The organism is Streptomyces decoyicus (assembly GCF_019880305.1).
Classification (GTDB): domain Bacteria; phylum Actinomycetota; class Actinomycetes; order Streptomycetales; family Streptomycetaceae; genus Streptomyces; species Streptomyces decoyicus.
Genome location: NZ_CP082301.1, coordinates 1,409,484 through 1,434,698 on the forward strand (window position 1 = coordinate 1,409,484; position 25,215 = coordinate 1,434,698).

Here is a 25,215-nt window from a genome sequence, read left to right on the forward strand (position 1 = left end):
GGGGACTTACAGCCCCGCAGCCTTCTTCAGCGCCTCCACCCGGTCCGTGCGCTCCCAGGTGAAGTCCTCCAGCTCACGGCCGAAGTGGCCGTAGGCGGCGGTCTCCGCGTAGATGGGGCGGAGCAGGTTGAGGTCGCGGATGATCGCGGCCGGGCGGAGGTCGAAGACCTCGGCGATGGCCTGTTCGATCTTGTCCGTGTCGACGGTGGCCGTGCCGAAGGTCTCGACGAAGAGACCGACCGGCTCGGCCTTGCCGATCGCGTACGCGACCTGGACCTCGCAGCGGGCCGCGAGGCCGGCGGCGACGACGTTCTTGGCGACCCAGCGCATCGCGTAGGCGGCCGAACGGTCGACCTTGGACGGGTCCTTGCCGGAGAAGGCGCCGCCACCGTGGCGGGCCATGCCGCCGTAGGTGTCGATGATGATCTTGCGGCCGGTGAGGCCGGCGTCACCCATCGGGCCGCCGATCTCGAAGCGGCCGGTCGGGTTGACCAGCAGGCGGTAGCCGTCGGTGTCCAGCTTGATGCCGTCCTCAACGAGCTGGTTGAGGACGTGCTCGACGACGAACTCGCGGATGTCGGGTGCCAGGAGCGAGTCGAGGTCGATGTCGCTGGCGTGCTGCGAGGAGACCACGACGGTGTCGAGGCGGACGGCCTTGTGGCCGTCGTACTCGATGGTGACCTGGGTCTTGCCGTCGGGACGGAGGTAAGGAATGGTGCCGTTCTTGCGGACCTCGGAGAGACGGCGGGAGAGCCGGTGCGCGAGGTTGATCGGGAGCGGCATCAGCTCCGGGGTCTCGTCGCAGGCGTAACCGAACATCAGGCCCTGGTCGCCGGCGCCCTGCCTGTCCAGCTCGTCGTCATCGCCCTCGACGCGGTTCTCGTACGCGGTGTCGACACCCTGGGCGATGTCCGGGGACTGCGCGCCGATGGACACCGAAACGCCGCAGGAAGCGCCGTCGAAGCCCTTCTTGGACGAGTCGTAGCCGATGTCCAGGATCTTGTTGCGGACGAGGTTGGGGATGTCGGCGTACGCCTTCGTCGTCACCTCGCCGGCCACATGCACCAGGCCGGTGGTGATCAACGTCTCCACGGCGACCCGGGACGTCGGGTCTTCCTTGAGGAGCGCGTCGAGGATGGTGTCGCTGATCTGGTCAGCGATCTTGTCAGGGTGGCCCTCGGTGACGGACTCCGAGGTGAACAGGCGGCGGGACACATCGCTCCCTGGGGTTGCAGCGGCTGCTGGCTGATCATTGGCGGAAGGGCCGAGAGCTGCGCTCGGCCCGATCCACTCGCCAGTTTATCGGTCGTGTGCGGTGTTCGGGCACGCGGTCTCGATTTATGGACCCCCTGTGACCTGGGACACCGCGGCCCACGGTAGGACGATCACGTTGAGCATGGGCCTGGTCAAGGGGACATGCCGGATTTTAGGGGGCCGGTGGAGTGATTCCGCGGCCTGTACGGGCACGTCAGGGGCGGGTCTCGGCCAGGCGCGGGGCGACCAGGTCCCAGACCGTGTCGGCCAGGGCTTCCTTGGGGCCGTACGGGACCGGCGTCTCGGTTCCGTCGGCCGCGAGGATCACCGCTTCGTTCCCGTCCGAGCCGAACGCCTTGGTCTCCCCGACCTCATTGACGACCAGCAGGTCACAGCCCTTACGGGCGAGCTTGGCGCGGCCGTTGGCGAGTACGTCGTCGGTCTCCGCGGCGAAGCCGACCACGAGCCGGCCGGGGCGGGCCCGCTCGGCGGAGAGCTCGGCGAGGATGTCCGGATTTCGCACCAGAGTGACCGGTTCCGGCTCCTGGCCGTCAACCTTCTTGATCTTGCCGGTGGTGTAGACGGCGGGCCGGAAATCGGCGACGGCGGCGGCCATGACCACGGCATCGGCGTCCGCGGCGGCCTTCAGCACGGCCTCGTGGAGCTGACGGGCCGTGCCGATGTGGATCACGTCCACACCGGCCGGATCCGGCAGTTCGGTGTTGCCTGCGACGAGGGTGACCCGGGCTCCGCGGGCCGCCGCCGTGCCGGCGAGCGCATAGCCCTGCTTGCCGGAGGAGCGGTTGCCCAGGTAGCGGACGGGGTCCAGCGGCTCGCGGGTGCCGCCCGCGCTGACCACGACATGGCGGCCGGCCAGGTCCTGCTCCGCCGCCCGTGGGCCGCGGGCCAGCACCCGGCGGCAGAATTCGAAGATCGCGGCCGGGTCGGGGAAGCGGCCCTTGCCGGTGTCGACGCCGGTCAGCCGGCCGACGGCCGGGTCGATGACGAGCGCTCCACGGCGGCGCAGCGTGGCGACGTTCTCCTGGGTGGCGGGGTTCTCCCACATCTCGGTGTGCATCGCCGGGGCGAAGACCACCGGGCAGCGCGCGGTGAGCAGGGTGTTGGTCAGCAGGTCGTCGGCGAGACCGTGGGCGGCCTTGGCGAGCAGGTCGGCGGTGGCGGGGGCGACCACGACGAGATCGGCGGCCTGGCCGATACGGACGTGCGGGACCTCGTGGACGGACTCCCAGACCTCGGTGGTGGCCGGGTTGCCGGACAGCGCCGACCAGGTGGCCTCGCCGACGAAGTGGAGCGCCGAGGCGGTCGGCACGACCCGTACGTCGTGCCCGGACTCGGTCAGCCGCCGCAGCAGCTCACACGCCTTGTACGCGGCGATCCCGCCGCTGACCCCCAGGACGACCCCGGGCCGCTCCCGCTCACGCTTGTCCATCGCTTCGCCGCTCCCCGGCCTAGGTCCGTCCGTATGCCCCTATGACACACCAAGGGCCCGGCGGTCGCGCCGCCGGGCCCTTGGTGAATTCGTTCCGCTGCTTACTGAGCCGGGCCCTCGATGGCCTCGGAGGTCAGCAGACCCGCGTTGATCTCGCGAAGCGCGATCGACAGGGGCTTCTCGTGGACGTGGGTGTCCACGAGCGGGCCGACGTACTCGAGCAGGCCCTCGCCGAGCTGCGAGTAGTACGCGTTGATCTGACGCGCGCGCTTGGCGGCGTAGATCACAAGGCTGTACTTCGAATCGGTGGCCTCGAGAAGCTCATCAATGGGCGGGTTGATGATGCCCTCGGGTGCAGTGATGGAAGAGGACACTCTCTACCTTCCGAAGGGGGATGAAGCGGGGGTGTTGCGAAAAGTCTCGGACGATCCGGGGAGCTGCGCGGTCAGCCGCTGGAGTTCTGGTCTCCGGATCGATTCAGCATCAAGGCTAGCAGCTCGCGGCTGACGTCCTCGACGGAGGTGTTGACAAGCGTCCCATCGAACTCTTTCTCCGCCGCCAGCTCGACCCTGGCGGCGGCCAGCCGACGCTCGATGACCTCCGGCGCCTCCGTGCCCCGGCCGGTGAGCCGGCGGACCAGCTCGTCCCAGCTCGGCGGGGCCAGGAAGACCAGATTCGCCTCCGGCATGGACTCGCGGACCTGGCGGGCGCCCTGGAGGTCGATCTCCAGCAGGACCGGCTCCCCGGCCTCCAGGCGGTCCAGCACCGCCTTGCGGGGGGTGCCGTAGCGGTTGCCCGCGAACTCCGCCCACTCGAGCAGCTCGCCGTTGGCGATGAGCTTGTCGAATTCCCCGTCGTCGACGAAGAAGTAGTGGACGCCGTGCCGCTCCCCGGGCCGCGGCTTGCGGGTGGTGGCCGAAACCGAGAGCCAGACCTCGGGGTGGACCTTGCGCATATGCGCGACGACCGTGCTCTTGCCGACCCCGGAGGGGCCGGAGAGCACGGTCAGTCGCGGTTGTCTGGCCGGGGGCGCGGGGGTCGTCCCCCCGGAGACTGCAGAACTCATGCAGCGATTATTCCAGCTTCCCGGTGATGCCGGAAAATTCAGGAAGCAGTGCTGCCGAACTCGCGCTCCAGCGACGCGATCTGGTTGGAGCCAAGACCCCGGACACGGCGGCTCTCGGAGATCCCGAGTCGCTCCATGATCTGCTTGGCGCGGACCTTGCCGACGCCCGGCAGGGACTCAAGGAGGGCGGAGACCTTCATCTTGCCGATGACGTCGTTCTCCTGGCCCTGCTTGATGACCTCATGGAGGGAAGCACCGGAGTGCTTGAGCCGATTCTTGACCTCGGCGCGCTCCCGGCGAGCCGCGGCGGCCTTCTCGAGCGCGGCTGCGCGCTGTTCAGGGGTAAGGGGCGGAAGAGCCACGCCTACGTCACCTCGGATGTCGAACTGTCGGATACGGACCGGTGTGGAACCTAGTCGCCCCGCATCAGCGGAGCAACGAGCAACGCGCTTACGTGCAGTGCTCTCGTCGGAGACTAGCGCCAGAGGGCGCCAGAGTCAGCGAGAACAAGCGAAAAGTCCTGGTCAGACTCTGCTGACCAGGACAATTCGGGACCAAAGTCCCCGTCGGAAGGCTCTCAATCGAGCGCGGTGCGCACTTCGTCGGTGAATCGGGCCGCCGCGGCGCGCAGAGCTGCGGTGTCCGGGCCGTGCCGCAGCACCCCCCGGCTGACGCTCGGCACGACGTTGCGGACCGCGTCACCGAAGACCTTCGGGAGGTCGGCGGGGGTGGCGCCCTGGGCACCGATGCCGGGTGCGAGCAGCGGGCCGTTGATCGCCAGGTCGAACGAGGAGAGATCGCCGAGCGTGGCGCCGACGACCGCGCCGAAGGAGCCCAGCGGCTCGGCACCGGCGTTTTCGGCCGCGAGGTGGCCGAGCATGGTCGCGGCGAGCGTACGGCCGTCCTCGCGCACGGCCCGCTGGACCTCGGCGCCCTCCGGGTTGGAGGTGAGGGCGAGGACGAAGAGCCCGGCGCCGCTCTCGCGTGCCAGGTCGACGGCCGGCTTCAGCGAGCCGTAGCCGAGGTACGGAGACACGGTGAGCGCGTCGGAGAACAGCGGCGAGTCCTTGCGCAGGTAGGTCTCGGCGTAGGCGGCCATGGTCGAGCCGATGTCGCCGCGCTTGGCGTCCATCAGGACCAGGGCGCCGCGCTCGCGCGCCTCCTCGACGGCGGTCTCCAGTACGGCGAGGCCGCGTGAGCCGAAGCGCTCGAAGAACGCGGACTGTGGCTTGAAGAGTGCGACCGTCTCGCCGAGGGACTCCACGACGGTCCGGGTGAACCGTGCCAGGCCCGCGACATCGTCGTTCAGGCCCCAGTCGGCCAGCAGCGAGGCGTGCGGGTCGATGCCGACGCAGAGCGGCCCGCGCTCGTCCATGGCGCGGCGCAGGCGGGAGCCGAACGCTTCCTGAATCATGCGGTCACCTTCTTGTGCTCGGCACCGACGGCGTCGGCGAGGGTGGCGTACGGGCTGTTGCGCAGCCGGGCGGCGAGGCCCTTGTGGATCGCGCGGCACCAGAACGGGCCCTGGTAGATGAAGGCGCTGTAGCCCTGGACGAGGGTGGCGCCGGCGAGGATGCGCTGCCAGGCGTCCTCGGCGTTCTCGATGCCGCCCACCCCGATGAGGGTGATCCGGTCGCCGACCCGGGCGTAGAGGCGGCGCAGGACCTCCAGGGAGCGCCCCTTGACGGGCGCGCCGGAGAGTCCGCCGGTCTCGGCGACCAGCCGGGGGTCGGAGGTCAGGCCGAGGCCCTCGCGGGCGATGGTGGTGTTGGTGGCGATGATCCCGTCCAGGCCCAGCTCGAGGGCCAGGTCGGCGACCGCGTCCACGTCCGCGTCGGCGAGGTCGGGAGCGATCTTGACCAGCAGCGGGACCCGGCGCTCGGTGACCGTACGGTCGGCGGCCTCGCGCACGGCCGTCAGCAGCGGGCGCAGGTGGTCGACGGCCTGGAGGTTGCGCAGCCCCGGGGTGTTCGGGGAGGAGACGTTGACCACCAGGTAGTCGGCGTGCCGGGCGAGGCGCTCGGTGGAGGTGACGTAGTCGGCGGTGGCCTCGGCCTCCGGGACGACCTTGGTCTTGCCGATGTTCACGCCGACGGTGGCCGGGAAGACGGGGTTGCGGGCGGCCAGACGGGCCGCCACGGACGCGGAGCCGTCGTTGTTGAACCCCATCCGGTTGATCAGCGCGCGGTCCGGTACGAGCCGGAACAGGCGCTTCTTGGGGTTGCCGGGCTGCGGCTGGGCGGTGACCGTGCCGATCTCGACGTGGTCAAAGCCGAGCATGGTCATCCCGTCGATGGCGACGGCGTTCTTGTCGAAGCCGGCGGCCAGACCGAAGGGACCGTGCATCCGGCGGCCCAGGGCCTCGGTGCGCAGCTCCTTGTAGCGGGGCGCGAGGGCGGCCGCCAGGAAGGTGCGCAGCACGGGGAGGCGCACGGCCAGCTGGATCCAGCGGAAGGCCAGGTGGTGGGCCTGCTCGGGGTCCATGCGCTTGAAGATCAGGTGGAAGAAGAGGCGGTACATCGTCGGGTGGGCCTTCCGGGGTGAGGAGGGAGGGGGCACGAAGAGGGGGACACCGCGTCGGTGTCCCCCTCCTGGCCGCTACTCCTCGCGGGCCGCGGTGAGATGTTCGGCGTGTTCCTGGAGGGAACGCACGCCCACATCACCGCGGGACATGGCCTCGATGCCCTGGACCGCGGCCGCCAGCGCCTGGACCGTGGTCAGGCAGGGCACGGCGCGGGCCACCGCGGCGGTACGGATGTCGTAGCCGTCCAGCCGGCCGCCGGTGCCGTAGGGGGTGTTGACGATCAGGTCGACCTGGCCGTCGTGGATCAGCTGGACGATGGTCTTCTCACCGTCCGGGCCCTCGCCCTCGGACTGCTTGCGCACCACGGTGGCGTTGATGCCGTTGCGGCGCAGCACCTCGGCGGTGCCGGAGGTGGCGAGCAGCTCGAAGCCGTGCGCGACCAGTTCCCGGGCCGGGAAGATCATCGAGCGCTTGTCGCGGTTGGCGACGGAGACGAAGGCGCGGCCCTTGGTGGGCAGTGCCCCGTAGGCGCCGGTCTGCGACTTGGCGTAGGCGGTGCCGAAGACCGAGTCGATGCCCATGACCTCGCCGGTGGAGCGCATCTCCGGGCCGAGGACGGTGTCCACCCCGCGGCCGTGGATGTCGCGGAACCGCGACCAGGGCATCACGGCTTCCTTGACGGAGATCGGCGCGTCCAGCGGCAGGGTGCCGCCGTCGCCGGTCTTGGGCAGCATGCCCTCGGCCCGCAGCTCGGCGATCGTCGCGCCCAGCGAGATCCGGGCGGCGGCCTTGGCCAGCGGCACCGCGGTGGCCTTCGAGGTGAAGGGCACCGTGCGGGAGGCGCGCGGGTTGGCCTCCAGGACGTAGAGGATGTCCCCGGCCATCGCGAACTGGATGTTGATCAGGCCGCGGACGCCCACGCCCTTGGCGATCGCCTCCGTCGAGGCCCGCAGGCGCTTGATGTCGAAGCCGCCGAGGGTGATCGGGGGCAGCGCGCAGGCGGAGTCGCCGGAGTGGATGCCGGCCTCCTCGATGTGCTCCATGACACCGCCGAGGTAGAGCTCGGTGCCGTCGTAGAGCGCGTCGACGTCGATCTCGATGGCGTCGTCGAGGAACCGGTCGATGAGGACCGGGTGGCGGTCGATCAGGCCGGCGTGGCGGGTGAGGTACTCGCCCAGCGACGGCTCGTCGTAGACGATCTCCATACCGCGGCCGCCGAGGACGTAGGACGGGCGGACCATGACCGGGTAGCCGATCTCGGTGGCGATCCGCTTGGCCTCGTCGAAGGAGAAGGCGGTGCCGTACTTGGGGGCGGGCAGCCCGGCCTCGGTGAGTACCCGGCCGAAGGCGCCGCGCTCCTCGGCGAGGTCGATCGCCTCGGGCGAGGTGCCGACGATCGGCACGCCGTTGTCCTTGAGCGCCTGCGCCAGGCCCAGCGGGGTCTGCCCGCCGAGCTGGACGATGACGCCGGCGACCGGTCCCGCCTGGGTCTCGGCGTGCACGATCTCCAGGACGTCCTCCAGGGTGAGCGGCTCGAAGTAGAGCCGGTCGGAGGTGTCGTAGTCCGTGGAGACGGTCTCCGGGTTGCAGTTGACCATCACGGTCTCGTAGCCGGCGTCGCTGAGCGCGAACGAGGCGTGGACGCAGGAGTAGTCGAACTCGATGCCCTGGCCGATGCGGTTGGGCCCGGAGCCGAGGATGATCACGGCCGGCTTCTCGCGGGGCGCGACCTCGCTCTCCTCGTCGTAGGAGGAGTAGAAGTACGGGGTCTTCGCGGCGAACTCGGCGGCGCAGGTGTCGACCGTCTTGTAGACCGGGCGGACGCCGAGGGCGTGCCGGACCTCACGGACGACGTCCTCGCGCAGTCCGCGGATCGCGGCGATCTGGGCGTCGGAGAAGCCGTAGCGCTTTGCGTCCGCAAGGACCTCGGGGTGGAGCTTCTCGGCGGCCGCGATCTCGTCCGCGATCTCCTTGACGAGGAAGAGCTGGTCGACGAACCAGGGGTCGATCTTCGTGGCGTCGAAGACCTCCTCGGGCGTGGCACCGGCCCGGATCGCCGCCATGACGGTGTTGATCCGGCCGTCGGTGGGGACCTGGGCCTTCTCCAGCAGCGCGGCCTTCTCACCCGGCTCGGTGACGAAGTCGAACTGGCTGCCCTTCTTCTCCAGGGAGCGCAGGGCCTTGTTGAGCGCCTCGGGGAAGTTGCGGCCGATGGCCATGGCCTCGCCGACCGACTTCATGGTCGTGGTGAGCGTGGCGTCGGCGGCCGGGAACTTCTCGAAGGCGAAGCGCGGCACCTTGACGACGACATAGTCGAGGGTCGGCTCGAAGGAGGCCGGGGTCTTCTCGGTGATGTCGTTGGGGATCTCGTCGAGGGTGTAGCCGACGGCGAGCCGGGCGGCGATCTTCGCGATCGGGAAGCCGGTGGCCTTGGACGCCAGCGCCGACGAGCGCGAGACGCGGGGGTTCATCTCGATGACGATGACCCGGCCGTCCTCGGGGTTGACCGCGAACTGGATGTTGCAGCCGCCGGTGTCGACGCCGACCTCGCGGATGACCGCGATGCCGATGTCCCGCAGGGTCTGGTACTCACGGTCGGTGAGCGTCATCGCCGGGGCGACGGTGATCGAGTCACCGGTGTGCACGCCCATCGGGTCGAAGTTCTCGATGGAGCAGACGACCACGACGTTGTCGTTCTTGTCGCGCATCAGCTCCAGCTCGTACTCCTTCCAGCCGAGGATGGACTCCTCCAGGAGCACCTCGGTGGTCGGCGAGAGCGTCAGGCCCTGGCCGGCGATCCGGCGCAGCTCCTCCTCGTCGTGCGCGAAGCCGGAGCCGGCGCCGCCCATGGTGAAGGAGGGGCGGACGACGACGGGGTAGCCGCCGAGCTCGTCGACGCCCGCCAGGACGTCGTCCATGGAGTGGCAGATGACCGAGCGGGCGGACTCGCCGTGGCCGATCTTGGCGCGGACGGCCTCGACGACCTCCTTGAACAGGTCGCGGTCCTCGCCCTTGTTGATCGCCTCGACGTTCGCGCCGATCAGCTCGACGCCGTACTTGTCGAGGGTGCCGGACTCGTGCAGGGAGATCGCGGCGTTCAGGGCCGTCTGGCCCCCGAGGGTGGGCAGGAGCGCGTCCGGGCGCTCCTTGGCGATGATCTTCTCGACGAAGTCCGGGGTGATCGGCTCGACATACGTCGCGTCGGCGATCTCCGGGTCGGTCATGATCGTCGCCGGGTTGGAGTTCACCAGGATGACGCGCAGGCCCTCGGACTTGAGGACCCGGCAGGCCTGGGTGCCGGAGTAGTCGAACTCGGCGGCCTGGCCGATGACGATCGGGCCGGAGCCGATGACCAGGACGGACTGGATATCGGTGCGCTTAGGCACGCTGGCCCTCCATCAGGGAAACGAAGCGGTCGAAGAGGTACGCGGCGTCGTGCGGACCCGCGGCGGCTTCGGGGTGGTACTGGACGCTGAAGGCCGGCTGGTCGAGGAGGTGCAGACCCTCCACCACGTCGTCGTTCAGGCAGACGTGGGAGACCTCGGCGCGGCCGAAGGGGGTGTCGGAGACCTTGTCGAGCGGGGCGTCGACGGCGAACCCGTGGTTGTGCGCGGTGACCTCGACCTTGCCGGTCGTACGGTCCTGCACCGGCTGGTTGATGCCGCGGTGCCCGTACTTGAGCTTGAAGGTGCCGAAGCCCAGCGCGCGGCCCAGGATCTGGTTGCCGAAGCAGATGCCGAACAGCGGCGTCTTCCGCTCCAGGACGCCCTGCATGACGGAGACCGGGTGGTCGGCGGTGGCCGGGTCGCCGGGGCCGTTGGAGAAGAACACGCCGTCCGGGTTGACCGCGTAGACGTCCTCGACGGTGGCGGTGGCGGGCAGGACGTGCACCTCGATGCCGCGCTCGGCCATCCGGTGCGGGGTCATGCCCTTGATGCCCAGGTCGACCGCGGCGACGGTGAACTTCGCCGTACCGATCGGGACGGCCGCGCCGTCGGGGCCGATCGCCGGGACGACGTAGGACTCCTTGGTGGCGACCTGCGTGGAGAGGTCGGCGCCCTCCATCTCGGGGGCCTGGCGGACCTTGGCCAGCATCGTGCCCGCGTCGGGCAGCGCCTCGCCGGAGAAGATGCCGACCCGCATGGCACCGCGCTCGCGCAGGTGGCGGGTCAGGGCCCGGGTGTCGACGCCGCTGATGCCGACGACGCCCTGGGCGACCAGCTCGTCGTCCAGCGAGCGCACCGAGCGCCAGTTGGAGGGGATACGGGCGGGGTCGCGGACGACATAGCCGGAGACCCAGATCCGCTGCGACTCGGGGTCCTCGTCGTTCACACCGGTGTTGCCGATGTGCGGGGCGGTCATGACGACCACCTGGCGGTGGTACGAGGGGTCGGTCAGCGTCTCCTGGTAGCCGGTCATGCCGGTGGAGAACACCGCTTCGCCGAAGGTCTCCCCCACCGCCCCGTAGGCGCGGCCGCGGAAGCTGCGGCCGTCCTCCAGGACGAGTACGGCGGGGAGCCCCCTTGTGCCGTGGGCGGTACCCCTGGTGGAGGTGGTCATCGTGCGCCTTCCGTTTCGGTGTGCTCGGTGGTGCTGGTGTGGTGCTCGGTGGTGCTGAGTTCGTTGAGGGCCTCGACCCAGGCCGGGTGCTCGTCCGCACGGTCGGAGCGGAAGCCGGAGTCGATCTGCCGGCCGCCGTGCTCCCAGGTGACGATCAGCAGGCCGCCCTCGGTCAGGACCTTGCCGGCGATGCCCTTGTCGAGGCGGGCTCCGCGCAGTGCGGCGGCCGGCACGAAGAAGTCCGCCGCGCCCGGCCGTACGACGTCCAGCCCCTGGTCGGTGAGGGTCAGCTCGGCGCGGCTGCGGGTCCCCAGACCGCGCGCCACGATCCGGTCGAGCCACTGCCCGGCGGTGGTGGAACCGTGGTAGCGGCCTGCCAGCGTCAGCAGCGGGGTGCCGGGGTTCTCCGGGGTGGACGGCAGCTCGGGCAGATCGCCCTGGAGCGTGCCGCGCCACTTCCAGCCCTGGCGCATCAGCCAGTAGACGAAGACGACGAAGACCAGCAGGCCGACGACCCAGCCGATCCGTGCGGCCCAGTCGGTGACCGGCGCGGACTTCTGCGCTTCGGCCAAGTGGATCAGTGGAGGAGTCACGCCAGCTTCCCGTCGACGACCGTTGCCCGGCCCCGCAGGAAGGTGTGGGTGACGCGACCCGGCAGCTCACGGCCCTCGTAGGGGGTGTTGCGGCTGCGGGAGGCGAAGCCCGCGGGGTCCACCTCTCCACGGTAAGCGGAATCGAGCAGTGTGAGGTTGGCGGGCTCACCAGCCGAGACGGGGCGGCCGTGGCCCTCCAGGCGGCCGATGTGCGCCGGGCGGAAGGACATCCGGTCGGCGACGCCGGCCCAGTCCAGCAGCCCGCTGTCGACCATCGTGTGCTGGACGACGGACAGCGCGGTCTCCAGACCGACCATGCCCATGGCCGCCGCGCCCCACTCGCAGTCCTTGTCCTCGTGCGGGTGCGGGGCGTGGTCGGTGGCGACGCAGTCGATGGTGCCGTCGGCGAGCGCCTCGCGCAGCGCCAGGACGTCGGCCTCGGTGCGCAGCGGCGGATTCACCTTGTAGACCGGGTTGTAGCTGCGGACGAGCTCGTCGGTGAGCAGCAGGTGGTGCGGGGTGACCTCGGCGGTGACGTTCCAGCCCTTGGACTTGGCCCAGCGGACGATCTCGACCGAGCCGGCCGTCGACAGGTGGCAGATGTGGACGCGGGAGCCGACGTGCGCGGCCAGCAGCACATCGCGGGCGATGATCGACTCCTCGGCGACCGCGGGCCAGCCGCCGAGGCCCAGCTCGGCCGAGACGATGCCCTCGTTCATCTGGGCGCCCTCGGTGAGCCGGGGCTCCTGGGCGTGCTGGGCGACGACACCGTCGAAGGCCTTCACGTACTCCAGGGCGCGCCGCATGATCACGGCGTCGTCCACGCACTTGCCGTCGTCGGAGAAGACCCGGACGCCGGCCGCGGAGTCGTGCATCGCGCCGAGCTCGGCGAGCTTCTTGCCCTCCAGGCCGACGGTGACCGCACCGACGGGCTGGACGTCGCAGTAGCCGGACTCCTTGCCCAGCCGCCAGACCTGCTCGACGACGCCCGCGGTGTCCGCGACGGGGAAGGTGTTGGCCATGGCGTGGACGGCGGTGAAGCCGCCGACGGCAGCCGCCTTCGTGCCGGTCAGCACGGTCTCGGAGTCCTCGCGGCCCGGCTCGCGCAGGTGGGTGTGGAGATCGACCAGGCCCGGCAGCAGGATCTTGCCGTCCGCCTCGATGACCTGCGCGCCCTCGGCGCTCAGTCCGGTCCCGACCTCCGCGACGGTCTCACCGTCGATCAGCACGTCCTGCGGCTCGCCACCGAGGACCTTCGCCCCGCGAATAAGGATCTTGCTCATGGTTACTTGCTCTCCTCGGTGCGCATGCTGGTGCCGTTGCCGGCGGGGAGGGCGGGCTCGTTGCCGCCCAGAAGCAGATAGAGAACGGCCATCCGGATGCTGACGCCGTTGGTGACCTGTTCGACGGCGGTGCAGCGGGGCGAGTCGGCGACCTGGGCGGTGATCTCCATGCCGCGGTTCATCGGCCCGGGGTGCATCACGATCGCGTGCTCGGGCATACGGGCCATCCGGTCGCCGTCGAGACCGTAGCGCCGCGCGTACTCCCGCTCCGTCGGGAAGAACGCCGCGTTCATCCGCTCGCGCTGGACGCGGAGCATCATCACCGCGTCGGACTTGGCGACCACGGCGTCCAGGTCGTACGAGACCTCGCAGGGCCACTGCTCCACGCCGATCGGCACCAGCGTCGGCGGTGCGACCAGGGTGACCTCGGCGCCGAGGGTGGTCAGCAGATGGACGTTGGAGCGGGCGACCCGGCTGTGCAGGATGTCGCCGACGATGGTGATGCGGCGGCCGGAGAGGTCCTGGCCCACGCCCGCGTCGACGCCGACCAGGCGGCGGCGCATCGTGAAGGCGTCGAGCAGTGCCTGGGTGGGGTGTTCGTGGGTGCCGTCACCGGCGTTGACCACGGAGCCGCCGATCCAGCCGGAGGTCGCCAGGCGGTGCGGGGCGCCGGAGTCGTGGTGCCGGATGACGACGGCGTCCGCGCCCATCGCCTCCAGGGTGAGGGCGGTGTCCTTGAGCGACTCGCCCTTGGAGACCGACGAGCCCTTGGCGGAGAAGTTGATGACGTCGGCGGAGAGGCGCTTCGCCGCGGCTTCGAACGAGATACGGGTGCGGGTCGAGTCCTCGAAGAAGAGGTTGACGACGGTGCGTCCGCGCAGGGTGGGGAGCTTCTTGATCGGCCGGTCGGCGACCCGGGCCATCTCCTCGGCGGTGTCGAGGATCAGAACGGCGTCGTCGCGCGTGAGGTCGGCGGCCGAGATGAGGTGACGCTTCATCCGGTTTTCTCCGTGAGTGAAGGAGGTGTACGGGAATGTCCGTCGAGCAGGCATGCCTACGGGCCCGGGGTCGCCGGGTCCCTGCGCGATGCGCTAACGCTCGCCGGCCGGTGCGGTGTGCTTCACGCCGAGCAGCACGGCGTCCCGGCCGTCCTCCTCGGTGAGCTGGACCTTGACCGTCTCCCGCAGCGACGTGGGGAGGTTCTTGCCTACGTAGTCGGCGCGGATCGGCAGTTCGCGGTGGCCGCGGTCGACGAGGACCGCCAGCTGCACGGCGCGCGGCCGTCCGATGTCGCCCAGCGCGTCCAGAGCGGCGCGGATGGTGCGGCCGGAGAAGAGGACGTCGTCGACGAGCAGGACCACGCGGCCCTCGACGCCGTCGGCGGGGATGTCCGTGCGGGCGAGCGTGCGGGCCGGGCCCAGGCGCAGGTCGTCGCGGTACATCGTGATGTCGAGCGAGCCGACCGGGACCGTCCGGCCGGTGATCTCTTCGAGCTTGGCAGCGAGCCGCCGGGCGAGGAAGACGCCGCGGGTCGGGATCCCCAGGAGCACCACATCGTCCGCGCCCTTGGCGCGCTCGACGATTTCATGGGCGATACGGGTGAGCATCCGCGCGATGTCCGGGCCTTCGAGCACCGGCCGTGCGGGGAGCTGAGCTGTCGTGTCGGAACTGCTTGCGTCCATATGAAACGGACCTCCTTCTCCGCCTCACGGGACGGACCTTAAAGGACGTCGGAATTACGCAGCCCAGGCTACCAGGAGCCCCCTCAGGAGCCGTCCGCACCCCTGACGGGTGAGGGTCTGCCCCGTTCCGCTTGACGAAGTCAGATTACGCTGCGTAACCTCACAGTGAGTTACCAGCCCGCGGCGGAGCCGCATGTCGATACAGCCGTCTGGGGAGTTTTATGTCCAGCGAATACGCCAAACAGCTCGGGGCCAAGCTCCGCGCCATCCGCACCCAGCAGGGCCTCTCTCTCCACGGCGTCGAGGAGAAGTCCCAGGGCCGCTGGAAGGCCGTGGTGGTGGGTTCGTACGAGCGCGGCGACCGTGCCGTGACCGTGCAGCGCCTTGCCGAGCTGGCGGACTTCTACGGCGTCCCGGTGCAGGAACTGCTGCCGGGCACGACACCGGGCGGAGCGGCCGAGCCGCCGCCGAAGCTGGTGCTCGACCTGGAGCGCCTCGCCCATGTCCCGCAGGAGAAGGCCGGCCCGCTCCAGCGCTACGCCGCCACCATCCAGAGCCAGCGCGGTGACTACAACGGCAAGGTCCTCTCGATCCGCCAGGACGACCTGCGCACCCTCGCGGTCATCTACGATCAGTCGCCCTCGGTGCTGACCGAGCAGCTGATCAGCTGGGGCGTGCTCGACGCCGAAGCACGCCGCGCCGTCCAGCACGACGAGCTCTGAACCACCGCACCACCTGCAGAAACGTACCGCCGCTCCGGCCTTCCGGGCGGCGGTTTCTGCGTACCGGCGCATTGACGGCGCACACCGACGGCGCACAATGCGCCAGGAGAGCCCCCCTGTGGCCTTCTCCGGGCATGCGAAGGGCCCGGAGCATCACCCATCGCTCCGGGCCCGTTCACACGCTCTGCCGACCGCCTACTACGCCTCGCGCCGCAGGCTCGGCTTCAGCTCCTTGAGCCGGCCGAGGAGGCCGTTGACGAAGGCCGGGGAATCGTCCGTGGAGAACTCCCTGGCGAGCTGCACTGCTTCGTCGAGCGCCACCGCGTCCGGCGTGTCGTCCACCCAGAGCAGTTCATAGGCGCCGAGCCGCAGAATGCTGCGGTCGGCTGCCGGCATCCGGTCGAGGTCCCAGTCGACCGCGTAGGTGGAGATCAGCTCGTCGATGCGGGCCACATGGTCCGCGTACCCCTCGACCAACTGCAGGGTGTATTCGTTCACCGGCGGCTGCCGTGGGTCGGTCCGGGCGTGCCGCATCCAGTCCGCGAGCACGGACTGCACATCGGCACCGCGCTGGTCGGCCTCGAAGAGAATCTGGAAGGCGCGCTTACGGGCCTTGGTACGGGCAGCCACGGTTAGCTGTTCACCCGGCCGAGGTAGTCGCCCGTGCGAGTGTCGACCTTGATCTTCTCGCCCTCGGTGATGAAGAGCGGCACCTGGATCTCGTAGCCGGTCTCCAGCGTGGCGGGCTTGGAGCCACCGGTGGAGCGGTCGCCCTGCACGCCGGGCTCGGTGTGCTGGATGACGAGCTCGACGGCGGCCGGCAGCTCGACGTAGAGCACCTCGCCCTCGTGCTGCGCCACGACGGCCTCGAAGCCCTCGAGGAGGAAGTTCGCGGCGTCACCGACGGCCTTGCGGTCGACCATCAGCTGGTCGTAGGTGTCCATGTCCATGAAGACGAAGTACTCGCCGTCCATGTACGAGAACTGCATCCCACGCTTGTCGACAGTGGCCGTCTCGACCTTCACGCCGGCGTTGAAGGTCTTGTCCACCACCTTGCCGGAGAGCACATTCTTCAGCTTGGTGCGGACGAAGGCCGGGCCCTTACCGGGCTTGACGTGCTGGAACTCGACGACGGACCAGAGCTGGCCCCCTTCGAGCTTGAGCACCAGGCCGTTCTTGAGGTCGTTCGTGGAAGCCACGGTTGCGGAATCTCCTGGACTGCAGGTGGTGGGTACCTCGAAGCCGTACGCCGCAAGCCGTGGGGCTCACAGCGCGAGCAGCTCCTTGGTCGTGATCGTGAGTAGCTCGGGTCCGCCGTCCGCCTCGGGGCGGACGACGAGGGTGTCGTCGATCCGGACACCCCCACGGCCCGGGATGTGAACCCCCGGCTCGACGGTGACCGGCACGCAAGCGTCCAGTTTACCCATGGCGGCAGGTGACAATTGAGGGTCCTCGTCGATTTCGAGTCCCACGCCGTGCCCGGTCCACGCCCCGAGCCGCTCACCGTACCCCGCAGCGTCCAGCACATGGCGGGTCACCCGGTCCACGTCGCGGCACTCCACACCCGGCGCCAGCGCCTCGCGACCGGCCCGCTGGGCTGCGAAAACGAGGTCGTACAGCTCGATCTGCCAGTCCGAGGGTGTGGTGCCGATGACGAAGGTCCGGCCGATCTCACAGCGGTAGCCGCGGTAATTGGCGCCGAGGCAGACACTGAGGAAGTCGCCCTCCTCGACCCGCCGGTCGGTGGGCAGGTGTCCGGAGCGGCCGGCGTTCGGGCCGGTCGCGACGGACGTGGGGAAGGCCGGGCCGTCCGCGCCGTGGTCGACCAGCCGGCGCTCCAGTTCCAGCGCGAGATGCCGCTCGGTGCGGCCGACCAGGATCGATTCGAGGAGCTCCCCCAGGGCCTGGTCGGCGATCTCGGCGGCGATCCGCAGACAGGCGATCTCCTCGTCGTCCTTCACCAGCCGCTGCCCCTCGACCGCGCAGGCCAGGTCGGTCAGCCGCAGCCGGGGCGCGACCTGGGAGAGCGCACGGTGCCGGGTGACGGTGAGGTGGTGCTCCTCGACGGCCAGGGTGTCCGCACCGGCCGTCGCGGCCAGATCGGCGCCGGCCACGACCGGGTCGCCGCCGCGGCTGGGCAGCACCGACACCCGGACGTCCTCGGCCGGCCGGCCCTCGGCGGGATCACCGCTCAGCGGTCTGCCGCACAGCAGCACATCGTCGGCCGGACCGAGCAGCAGCGCGGCGCCGGGCGGTGCGCAGCCCGTGAGGTAGCGGACGTTCGCGGGGCGCGAGATCAGTGCGGCGGCACTTCCGGTTGCGGCGCAGCGGTCGCGCAGCCGCGTGCGTCGGGCCGCGTACAACTCGGACATATCACGAGCGTACGGCTGCTCCCCCGAGGCGGCCGGTCGAGCAGGGCCGCCCGGGGGACCGGGCCGGTGCCGCCCGCTACCAACTCGGCGGGCTGGCGATGCTGCGGGCGACGACGTCGTCCAGCACCCGCACCGTCGTGGCGACATCGTGCTGGGAGTTGTCGATGATCGGCAGGCCCGAGCCGTACCAGCCGGCCATCCGCCCGTGGATCCTGGCCACCTCTTCGTCGGACAGCCGGCGGTTGCCGCTGCGCCGGGCGTTGCGCTCCAGGACGATCTCCAGGCCGGGCAGCAGCACGATCGGCAGCAGACCGGGGCCCACATGGCGCTTCCAGCCGCCGAGGCCGACGACCGGGCGGTCGGGGAAGACGGCGTCGTCGAGGATGCAGGAGATGCCGTTGGCGAGGAAGTTGCGGGCCGCGAAGCCGCAGGTGCGGCGGGCGAGACGGTACTGGGCCTCGGAGTGGTCGTTCCAGCCCGCCTGGGGGTCGGCGAAACCGGACCGGACCCATTCGCGGACGTCGTCGAGGCTGATGTGCGCGGTCGGCACCCGCCGGGTGTCGGCCCAGTGGCGCGCCACGCTGGTCTTGCCGGCCCCGGCCGGGCCGATGAGCAGCACCGCGACGGCCGCCAGCGCGGCGTCCGGCGCGGCGGTGTCGGTGGGCGGGCTGGGCAGCGGCACCGGGGCGGCCGGGGGAAGCTGCACATGGCCGGTGATGTCCGTGCTGTGCGGGGTGGGCGGGGCCTGCTGGGGCGCGGGCCCGTGCCAGCCCTGACCGGGGGCGGGCTGCTGCGCGGGCGGAGGCGGGGCCGCGGGGGCCGGCGGCGAGGTGGGCGGGGTGTGCTGCCCCGGGTTGGGCGTCCAGTTCATGGCGGCACCGGGTGATGCCTGCCCGCGGGGCGGTGGCAGCGGAGCCCCCACTGCGTACTGCATCCGGTGGCTCTCCGTCTCGTGCGGTCGATGTGGTGCGGTGCTCCGCCGGCCGACGCCGGCCGGGGGTGCCCCCGGACGCCGGGCCTCGGCTGCCCGGTGCGTCCTGCGGTAACCCACCGGCCCGGAGGGGCCGTTGTGCCCCACGCCCGTCGGCGTGGGCGTTGCTGCTGTGCGAACGGTACCCTCCCGGCCGCGGCCGCAGAGGGTCTCCTGCCCCCGGCGCTCAGCACCTGGACGGCCGGGGGTGGAGTGACGTTCCGTGGGGAGGCTCAGCCGTCCAGTTCTTCGGCCAGCGCACGGAGCGCGAGACGGTACGAGCCGATGCCGAAGCCGGCGACCGTACCGCTGGCGACGGCCGCGATGACCGAATTGTGGCGGAACGCCTCGCGCGCGTACGGGTTCGAGATGTGCACCTCGATCAGCGGGGCGGTGCGCTGGGCGGCCGCGTCCCGCAGCCCGTACGAATAGTGCGTGAAGGCACCGGGGTTGATGACGACCGGGATGCGTCCATCGGCGGCTTCGTGCAGCCAGCGGATCATCTCCCCCTCGTCGTTGGTCTCCCGGACCTCGGCCTCGAACCCGAGCTCCTTGCCCAGCCGGGTGCACTCCTCGACCAGCCCGGCGTAGGACGTGGCGCCGTAGACATCGGGTTCACGGGAGCCCAGCCGGCCGAGGTTGGGGCCGTTGAGGACCAGCACCCGCCGGGTCATGCCGCGATCTCCGCGTGAGCGGCGAGCAGCATGGCCGGGTCCGGGCCCTCCAGGACGGTCGGCTTGGCGAGGCCGTCCAGGACGATGAAGCGCAGCCGGTCGCCGCGGGACTTCTTGTCGACCTTCATCGTCTCCAGCAGCTTGGGCCACTGGTCGCCCCGGTAGGTCAGCGGCAGCCCGACGGACTCCAGGACGGAGCGGTGCCGGTCGGCGGTGGCGTCGTCCAGGCGGCCGGCGATCCGGCCGAGTTCGGCCGCGAAGACCATGCCGACGGAGACGGCCGCGCCGTGCCGCCAGTTGTAGCGCTCGTTCTTCTCGATGGCGTGCGCGAGGGTGTGGCCGTAGTTGAGGATCTCGCGCAGACCGGACTCCTTGAGGTCCGCGGAGACCACCTCGGCCTTGACCCGGATCGCCCGCTCGATCAGCTCGGCGGTGTGCGCACCGTCCGGGCGCTTGGCGGCTTCCGGGTCCGACTCGATCAGGTCGAGGATCGCCGGGTCGGCGATGAAGCCGGCCTTGATGACCTCGGCCAGACCGGAGACGTAGTCGTGCACCGGCAGCGAGTCGAGCGCGGCCAGGTCGCAGAGGACTCCGGCCGGCGGGTGGAAGGCACCGACGAGGTTCTTGCCCTCGGCGGTGTTGATGCCGGTCTTGCCGCCGACCGCCGCGTCCACCATGCCCAGGACCGTCGTCGGCACCGCGATCCAGCGCACTCCGCGCAGCCAGGTCGCGGCGACGAAGCCGGCCAGGTCGGTGGTGGCGCCGCCGCCGACACCGACGAGCACATCGCTGCGGGTGAAGCCGGACTGCCCGAGCGCCTTCCAGCAGTACGCCGCGACCTCGGCGGTCTTGGACTCCTCGGCGTTCGGCAGCTGGATGGCGATCGCCTCGTAGCCCTGCGAGGCCAGGTCCTCGCGCAGCGCCTCGCCGGTGGCGGCCAGCGCCTCCGGGTGCAGCACCGCGACCCGCTTCGCGCTGTCACCGATCAGGCCCGGGAGTTCGCCGAGCAGCTGCCGCCCGACGAGCACCTCGTACGGGTCGGTGCCCGCCGTGCCGCCGACCTGGATACGGGTGGCCTGCTCCGTCATGCCTGTTCCTCCCTGTGGGCGGCCTGCGGGGTCTGCCCCGCGGCCTGCCGTAGCTCCAAAGCGTCCAGGATCGCCTCGGCGACCTGCGCGGGGGTGCGCTCCGCCGTGGTGATCACGGCGCGCGCGACCTCGGTGTACAGCGGGCGGCGGCGTTCCATCAGCTCACGCCACTGCTTCCGCGGGTTGACGGCCAGCAGCGGGCGGGGCGCGTCGAGGCCCACCCGCTTGACGGCATCGGCGAGTTGGACGTCCAGGAAGACCACCGGCAGGCCGGCCAGCAGCTTGCGGGTGCCGTCGTCCAGGATCGCGCCGCCGCCGAGCGAGAGCACGCCCGGGTGGCTCTCCAGCGCGTCACGTACCGCCGTCCGCTCCAGCTCGCGGAAGTACGGCTCGCCCTCGTCGATGAAGATCTCGGCGATCGGCCGGCCGGCCGTGGCGACGATATCGGCGTCGGTGTCCCGGTAGCCGACGCCCAGCCGGTCGGCCAGCAGCGCGCCCACCGTCGACTTGCCGGCCCCGGGCGGGCCGACGAGCACGACGAGCGGGGACGTCATTTGATCGCCAGGTTGTCGAGGAAGCTGCGCACATTGCGGCGGGTCTCGGGCACGCTGTCGCCGCCGAACTTCTCCAGCACCGCGTCCGCCAGCACGAGGGCCACCATCGCCTCGGCGACGATGCCCGCGGCGGGCACCGCGCAGACGTCCGAGCGCTGGTGGTGCGCCTTGGCCGCCTCACCAGTGGTCACGTCGATGGTCGCCAGCGCCTTCGGCACCGTCGCGATCGGCTTCATCGCGGCGCGCACCCGCAGCAGCTCGCCGGTCGTCAGCCCGCCCTCGGTGCCGCCGGAGCGGCCCGAGCTGCGCTTGATCCCGGCGTCGGTCGAGAGGATCTCGTCGTGGGCCTTCGAGCCCGGCACCCGCGCCAGGTCGAAGCCGTCACCGACCTCGACGCCCTTGATCGCCTGGATGCCCATGAGGGCGGCGGCCAGCCGGGCGTCCAGACGCCGGTCCCAGTGGACGTGCGAGCCGAGGCCCACGGGCACGCCGTACGCCAGCACCTCGACCACGCCGCCGAGGGTGTCGCCGTCCTTGTGGGCCTGGTCGATCTCGGCCACCATCGCCTTGCTCGCGTCCGCGTCCAGGCAGCGCACCGGGTCGGCGTCCAGCTTCTCCACGTCGGAGGGCTTCGGGTAGACCCCGTACGGGGCCTTGGCCGCGGCCAGCTCGACGACGTGCGAGACGATCTCGATGCCGGCCGTCTCCTTGAGGAAGGAACGGGCGACGGACCCCAGGGCGACCCGGGCGGCGGTCTCGCGGGCGGAGGCGCGCTCCAGGATCGGGCGGGCCTCGTCGAAGCCGTACTTCTGCATCCCGGCGAGGTCGGCGTGGCCGGGGCGGGGACGGGTCAGCGGCGCGTTACGGGCCAGCGCGGCCAGCTCCTCCGCGTCCACCGGGTCGGCCGCCATCACCTGCTCCCACTTGGGCCACTCGGTGTTGCCGACCATCACCGCCACCGGCGAGCCCAGCGACAGGCCGTGCCGCACTCCGCCCAGGAACGTGACCTGGTCCTGCTCGAACTTCATCCGGGCACCGCGGCCGTAGCCGAGCCGGCGCCGGGCCAGGGCGTCCGCCACCATCTCCGTGGTGATCGGGACTCCGGCCGGAAGGCCCTCCAGCGTCGCCACGAGTGCGGGGCCGTGCGACTCCCCCGCCGTCAGCCAGCGCAACCTGCTCAACGGTGCTCCTCATGTACTGCTCATCCGCATACGGTCTTCCCCCGATCCTCCCACGTCGCGCGCGACGGGCGGCGTCCAGTCCAGGGGGCGGACCGGGCGCGCGAGGACGGAAGGGACGGGGCGGGACGGACCGGACGGGTCAGCGGGCGGCGAGCGCCGCCTCGCCGGCCGTGCGCATCGCGGCCAGCGGCGCCGGGGACCGCCCCGTCATCTGCTCCACCTGGAGTACGGCCTGGTGGACCAGCAGGTCCAGGCCGCCGACCACGGCGCCGCCGCGGGCGGCCCAGGCGGTGGCCAGCGTCGTCGGCCAGGGCTCGTAGAGGACGTCGAAGAGCGTGCCGGGCCGCTCGGGAACGGCGGCGGCGAGCGCGTCGGTGGTGCCCGCCGGGGTCGTGGCGATGGTCAGCGGCGCCTCGAAGGCCGCGGCGGCGTCCTCCCAGGCGGCCGTGCGGACCGTGACGCCCAGCCGCTCGCCCCAGCCGCGCATCTCGTCGGCCCGCGCCCGGCTGCGGACGTACGCGGTGACCTCGCCGGTGCAGATCCGGGAGAGCGCGGCGAGCGCCGAGGAGGCGGTGGCGCCGGCGCCCAGGACCGATGCCCGCTCGACCTGCCGCACCCCGCGTTCGCGCAGCGCGGCGAGCATGCCCGGGATATCGGTGTTGTCGCCGAGGCGGCGCCCGTCGGCGGTGAGGACGACGGTGTTCACCGCCTCGACCGACGCCGCGGTGGCACTGATCTCGTCGAGCAGCGGGATCACCGCGCGCTTGAGCGGCATGGTGAGCGAGAGGCCCGCCCAGGTGGCGTCGAGGTGCTCCATGAAGGCGGGCAGCGCCGCTTCACCGACCTCGTGCCGGTCGTACGTCCACTCGCTCAGCCCCAGTTCCCGGTAGGCGGCGCGGTGCAGCACCGGCGAGAGGGAGTGGGCAATCGGGGAGCCGAGGACCGCGGCTCGACGTGTGGCGCTCATTGCTTGTTTTTCTCTTGTTCCTTTTCGTAGATGCGCCGGTTCCGCTCGTGCTCTTCATTCGTCACCGCGAAGAGCGTCTTTTCCGGGTTGATCGAGACGAAGTAGTACCAGTTGCCCTTTTCCGGGGCGATGGCAGACTTGAGCGCCACCTCACCCGGGTTGCCGATCGGCCCCGGCGGCAGTCCCTTGAACTTGTAGGTGTTGTACGGATCGTTGAAATTCCGCAGATTGTCGACGGATCCGGTGTCCAGGGTGCTCTGCGACTTGGCGTAATTCACCGTCGAGTCGAAGTCCAGCAGGCCGTACGTCTCGGTGTTGTCCGGCTTGAGGCGGTTGTAGACGACGCGCGCGACCTTGACGAAGTCATGCTTGTACTTGCCTTCGGCCTGCGTGAGGCTGGCGACGGTGAGCAGCTGCATCGGCGAGTCGAGCTTGAGCTTGCGCGCATTCCCTTCCAGGTCGTATTTCGTATAGACCTGGTTCGCCCGCGCCACCATCTGCTTCAGGACCGCGGCCGGTTTCGTCTTGCCGCCCACGCTGTACGTGGAGGGGTAGAGGAATCCTTCCAGCGGGTCCTTCAGCTTCGAGGAGTTGTTCGCCCACGACGGCAGCCCGAGGTTCTTGGCCTCGCTCTTGGCGACGCCCTTGGTCGCGCCCTTCTTGAGGTGGAGCTTTGTGTCGATGAGTTTGTAGACATCGGCGGAGCGCAGACCCTCACGGATCGTCAGGCCGTTACGGCTCTTGGGATCCAGCATCAGCTCGATGGCCGAGGCCGCCGACATCTGTTTGCGCAGCGAGTACGTACCGGCCTGAAGGCTCTTGTCGCCGGCCGCCTCGGTGAAGGCGCCGACGCTCTTGATGACGCCCTCGCGCTGGAGGATCTGGCCCATGTCCGAGAGCGTCGAACCGTCCGGGATGTCGACCTGGACATCGCCGGACCCCTCGCCCTCGTAGTCGGGGGCCGATCCGAAGTGCGCCATGAAGAAGTCGTAGCCGAAGTAGCCGACCGCGCCCACGGCTCCGGCGAAGACCAGCGCGACGACCAGGCAGGCGGTGCCACTGCGCCGTTTGTTCTTCTTGCCACGGCGCTCGCGGCCGGCCCGGCGCTGTTCGCGCGGGTCGTTGTCGTCGTGGTCGTCGTCCTCGCCGCCGCCCGCGAAGAACGCGTGCTCAGGCTCCGGCTCGCGCGGTTCCGGTTCGGCCCGCCAGTCGTCACCGGCGCCGTCGCCCTCGCCGTAGTGCGGCTCCGCCTGCTGCGGATACTGCGGGTTCTGCTGCTGCGGGTGCGGCTGCTGCTGGTACTGCTGTTGTTGCTGCTGTTGCTGCTGTTGTTGTTGCTGTTGTTGCTGCCGCAGATGCTGAGGCTGCGGCGGCGGATAGGCGTCGGGGGTGGCGTAGTAGTCGGGGCTCGTCCCGCTGTACGGGTCGACCGGCGGCTGCTGCTGCCCGTAGGGGTCGTACGGCTCGTACGGCAGCTGTCCGCCCTGCGAGGTGTCCCAGCCGCCGTCGTAGTGCTGCTGGGCATACGGGTCGGCCTGCTGCTGGGGATACCGGGGGGCCGGCTGTCCGTCCCACTGAGGCTGCTGCGCCTGGCCTCCGGAGGAACCCTGGTCTCCGTAGAGCGGGTCCTCGGGGTGCCACGGTTCGGAGCCGTAGCCCCGGCCATACTCGGTCATCGATCCCCTAGAGCCGAGAGGCGGTGCGCTCCGGCCTGGCAGCGCGCTTGCTGTACCCGACCCGCCTCTACTTGCACGCGCGGCTGTTCGAACGCCGCACATCGCGCGGAACGTTACCGTACCGCGATCAGATGACCACTTCGACGCACTCGCCCGGAGGTTCCCCGGAGACACGTTCGGTCTCCAGCGCGCTCTGGAGGATGACCACCGCGGCCGCCTGGTCGACGACCGAGCGGCCCTTCTTGCTCCGCACGCCAGAGGCCCGCAGTCCCTGGGTCGCGGTGACCGTCGACATCCGCTCGTCGACCAGCCGGACCCCTACGGGTGCGATGTTCCGGGCCATCTCCTGGGCGAAGGCCCGGACCTTGGCCGCGGCCGGCCCCTCTCCCCCATTGAGGGAGCGGGGCAGGCCGACCACGACTTCGAGGGGCTCGTACTCGTCGACGATCGCCTTGAGACGGCGATGTGCTGACGGAACGTCCCGTCCCGGCACGGTCTCGACGGGAGTGGCGAGGACCCCGTCGGGGTCGCACGAGGCGACCCCGATACGGGCGTCCCCGACATCCACCGCGAGGCGTCGGCCGCGTCGCATCTCACTC

25 protein-coding genes are annotated in these 25,215 nt (G+C 70.7%); 1 reads left to right on the plus strand and 24 read right to left on the minus strand.

The annotated features are described in order from the left end of the window. Nucleotides 1–6: 6 nt before the first annotated feature. The 13 genes from metK to pyrR all read right to left on the minus strand — a co-directional run bounded on the left by metK (nucleotide 7) and on the right by pyrR (nucleotide 14,412). Entirely contained in the window at nucleotides 7–1,215 is a 1,209-nt protein-coding gene (metK, locus tag K7C20_RS06130) for a methionine adenosyltransferase (RefSeq protein ID WP_030076468.1), read from the minus strand. A 253-nt stretch (nucleotides 1,216–1,468) separates the two neighbouring features. Next, nucleotides 1,469–2,704 carry a bifunctional phosphopantothenoylcysteine decarboxylase/phosphopantothenate--cysteine ligase CoaBC gene (coaBC, locus tag K7C20_RS06135; protein ID WP_030076466.1) on the minus strand — a complete coding sequence of 412 codons (1,236 nt, stop codon included), beginning with the start codon at nucleotides 2,702–2,704 and terminating at the stop codon, nucleotides 1,469–1,471. 101 nt (nucleotides 2,705–2,805) lie between these two features. Next, nucleotides 2,806–3,078: a DNA-directed RNA polymerase subunit omega gene (gene rpoZ, locus K7C20_RS06140; RefSeq protein ID WP_005319902.1), complete on the minus strand. Its 273-nt coding sequence runs from the start codon at nucleotides 3,076–3,078 to the stop codon at nucleotides 2,806–2,808. A 71-nt stretch (nucleotides 3,079–3,149) separates the two neighbouring features. Beyond that, entirely contained in the window at nucleotides 3,150–3,770 is a 621-nt protein-coding gene (gmk, locus tag K7C20_RS06145; RefSeq protein ID WP_030076461.1) for a guanylate kinase, read from the minus strand. A gap of 38 nt (nucleotides 3,771–3,808) precedes the next feature. Continuing rightward, nucleotides 3,809–4,132 carry an integration host factor gene (locus K7C20_RS06150; protein WP_006607450.1) on the minus strand — a complete coding sequence of 108 codons (324 nt, stop codon included), beginning with the start codon at nucleotides 4,130–4,132 and terminating at the stop codon, nucleotides 3,809–3,811. A gap of 215 nt (nucleotides 4,133–4,347) precedes the next feature. Then, a complete protein-coding gene (gene pyrF, locus K7C20_RS06155; RefSeq protein WP_030076458.1) occupies nucleotides 4,348–5,184 on the minus strand; it encodes an orotidine-5'-phosphate decarboxylase in 837 nt (278 codons plus the stop codon). Further along, the gene (locus K7C20_RS06160; RefSeq protein WP_030076456.1) at nucleotides 5,181–6,290 is read right to left on the minus strand and encodes a quinone-dependent dihydroorotate dehydrogenase; all 1,110 of its coding nucleotides are present in this window, start codon (nucleotides 6,288–6,290) and stop codon (nucleotides 5,181–5,183) included. The genes pyrF and K7C20_RS06160 overlap by 4 nt, the downstream gene beginning before the upstream one ends. Before the next feature lie 78 nt (nucleotides 6,291–6,368). Beyond that, a complete protein-coding gene (gene carB, locus K7C20_RS06165; RefSeq protein WP_030076454.1) occupies nucleotides 6,369–9,680 on the minus strand; it encodes a carbamoyl-phosphate synthase large subunit in 3,312 nt (1,103 codons plus the stop codon). Further along, nucleotides 9,673–10,854: a glutamine-hydrolyzing carbamoyl-phosphate synthase small subunit gene (carA, locus tag K7C20_RS06170; RefSeq protein ID WP_030076452.1), complete on the minus strand. Its 1,182-nt coding sequence runs from the start codon at nucleotides 10,852–10,854 to the stop codon at nucleotides 9,673–9,675. Before carA ends, carB begins: the two co-directional genes overlap by 8 nt. Beyond that, nucleotides 10,851–11,447 carry a PH-like domain-containing protein gene (locus K7C20_RS06175; RefSeq protein WP_030076450.1) on the minus strand — a complete coding sequence of 199 codons (597 nt, stop codon included), beginning with the start codon at nucleotides 11,445–11,447 and terminating at the stop codon, nucleotides 10,851–10,853. The genes carA and K7C20_RS06175 overlap by 4 nt, the downstream gene beginning before the upstream one ends. Next, nucleotides 11,444–12,730 carry a dihydroorotase gene (locus K7C20_RS06180; RefSeq protein WP_030076448.1) on the minus strand — a complete coding sequence of 429 codons (1,287 nt, stop codon included), beginning with the start codon at nucleotides 12,728–12,730 and terminating at the stop codon, nucleotides 11,444–11,446. Before K7C20_RS06180 ends, K7C20_RS06175 begins: the two co-directional genes overlap by 4 nt. A 2-nt stretch (nucleotides 12,731–12,732) precedes the next feature. Beyond that, nucleotides 12,733–13,728: an aspartate carbamoyltransferase catalytic subunit gene (locus tag K7C20_RS06185; protein WP_030076446.1), complete on the minus strand. Its 996-nt coding sequence runs from the start codon at nucleotides 13,726–13,728 to the stop codon at nucleotides 12,733–12,735. Between the two features lie 93 nt (nucleotides 13,729–13,821). After that, nucleotides 13,822–14,412: a bifunctional pyr operon transcriptional regulator/uracil phosphoribosyltransferase PyrR gene (gene pyrR, locus K7C20_RS06190; RefSeq protein WP_030076444.1), complete on the minus strand. Its 591-nt coding sequence runs from the start codon at nucleotides 14,410–14,412 to the stop codon at nucleotides 13,822–13,824. A gap of 221 nt (nucleotides 14,413–14,633) precedes the next feature. Between pyrR and bldD the strand changes: the two genes are divergently transcribed. Continuing rightward, nucleotides 14,634–15,134, plus strand: coding sequence for a transcriptional regulator BldD (bldD, locus tag K7C20_RS06195; protein WP_030076442.1), 501 nt, complete (start codon nucleotides 14,634–14,636; stop codon nucleotides 15,132–15,134). 198 nt (nucleotides 15,135–15,332) lie between these two features. Here bldD and nusB read toward each other — a convergent pair whose 3' ends face one another. The 11 genes from nusB to ruvX all read right to left on the minus strand — a co-directional run bounded on the left by nusB (nucleotide 15,333) and on the right by ruvX (nucleotide 25,208). After that, nucleotides 15,333–15,764 carry a transcription antitermination factor NusB gene (nusB, locus tag K7C20_RS06200; protein ID WP_030987312.1) on the minus strand — a complete coding sequence of 144 codons (432 nt, stop codon included), beginning with the start codon at nucleotides 15,762–15,764 and terminating at the stop codon, nucleotides 15,333–15,335. Between the two features lie 2 nt (nucleotides 15,765–15,766). Further along, nucleotides 15,767–16,333: an elongation factor P gene (efp, locus tag K7C20_RS06205; protein WP_030076436.1), complete on the minus strand. Its 567-nt coding sequence runs from the start codon at nucleotides 16,331–16,333 to the stop codon at nucleotides 15,767–15,769. A 66-nt stretch (nucleotides 16,334–16,399) separates the two neighbouring features. Beyond that, nucleotides 16,400–17,506, minus strand: a complete 1,107-nt coding sequence (locus K7C20_RS06210) for an aminopeptidase P family protein (RefSeq protein ID WP_030076434.1) — start codon at nucleotides 17,504–17,506, stop codon at nucleotides 16,400–16,402. 76 nt (nucleotides 17,507–17,582) lie between these two features. Continuing rightward, entirely contained in the window at nucleotides 17,583–18,440 is an 858-nt protein-coding gene (locus K7C20_RS06215) for a Pro-rich N-terminal domain-containing protein (protein ID WP_053208431.1), read from the minus strand. Nucleotides 18,441–18,709: 269 nt separating this feature from the next. Beyond that, complete coding sequence (aroQ, locus tag K7C20_RS06220; RefSeq protein WP_053208432.1) at nucleotides 18,710–19,150, minus strand: type II 3-dehydroquinate dehydratase; 441 nt, start codon at nucleotides 19,148–19,150, stop codon at nucleotides 18,710–18,712. Next, the gene (gene aroB, locus K7C20_RS06225) at nucleotides 19,147–20,238 is read right to left on the minus strand and encodes a 3-dehydroquinate synthase (RefSeq protein WP_030076428.1); all 1,092 of its coding nucleotides are present in this window, start codon (nucleotides 20,236–20,238) and stop codon (nucleotides 19,147–19,149) included. The genes aroQ and aroB overlap by 4 nt, the downstream gene beginning before the upstream one ends. After that, nucleotides 20,235–20,792 carry a shikimate kinase gene (locus K7C20_RS06230; protein ID WP_030076426.1) on the minus strand — a complete coding sequence of 186 codons (558 nt, stop codon included), beginning with the start codon at nucleotides 20,790–20,792 and terminating at the stop codon, nucleotides 20,235–20,237. Before K7C20_RS06230 ends, aroB begins: the two co-directional genes overlap by 4 nt. Beyond that, nucleotides 20,789–21,973 (minus strand): chorismate synthase, encoded by a 1,185-nt coding sequence (aroC, locus tag K7C20_RS06235; RefSeq protein ID WP_053208433.1) that lies wholly within the window; start codon nucleotides 21,971–21,973, stop codon nucleotides 20,789–20,791. The genes K7C20_RS06230 and aroC overlap by 4 nt, the downstream gene beginning before the upstream one ends. A 139-nt stretch (nucleotides 21,974–22,112) precedes the next feature. After that, on the minus strand, nucleotides 22,113–22,940 hold the full coding sequence (locus tag K7C20_RS06240) for a shikimate dehydrogenase (RefSeq protein WP_053208434.1): 828 nt from the start codon (nucleotides 22,938–22,940) through the stop codon (nucleotides 22,113–22,115). Further along, a complete protein-coding gene (mltG, locus tag K7C20_RS06245) occupies nucleotides 22,937–24,616 on the minus strand; it encodes an endolytic transglycosylase MltG (RefSeq protein ID WP_053208435.1) in 1,680 nt (559 codons plus the stop codon). Before mltG ends, K7C20_RS06240 begins: the two co-directional genes overlap by 4 nt. A gap of 127 nt (nucleotides 24,617–24,743) precedes the next feature. Beyond that, nucleotides 24,744–25,208: a Holliday junction resolvase RuvX gene (gene ruvX, locus K7C20_RS06250; protein ID WP_030076412.1), complete on the minus strand. Its 465-nt coding sequence runs from the start codon at nucleotides 25,206–25,208 to the stop codon at nucleotides 24,744–24,746. Nucleotides 25,209–25,215 lie beyond the last annotated feature (7 nt).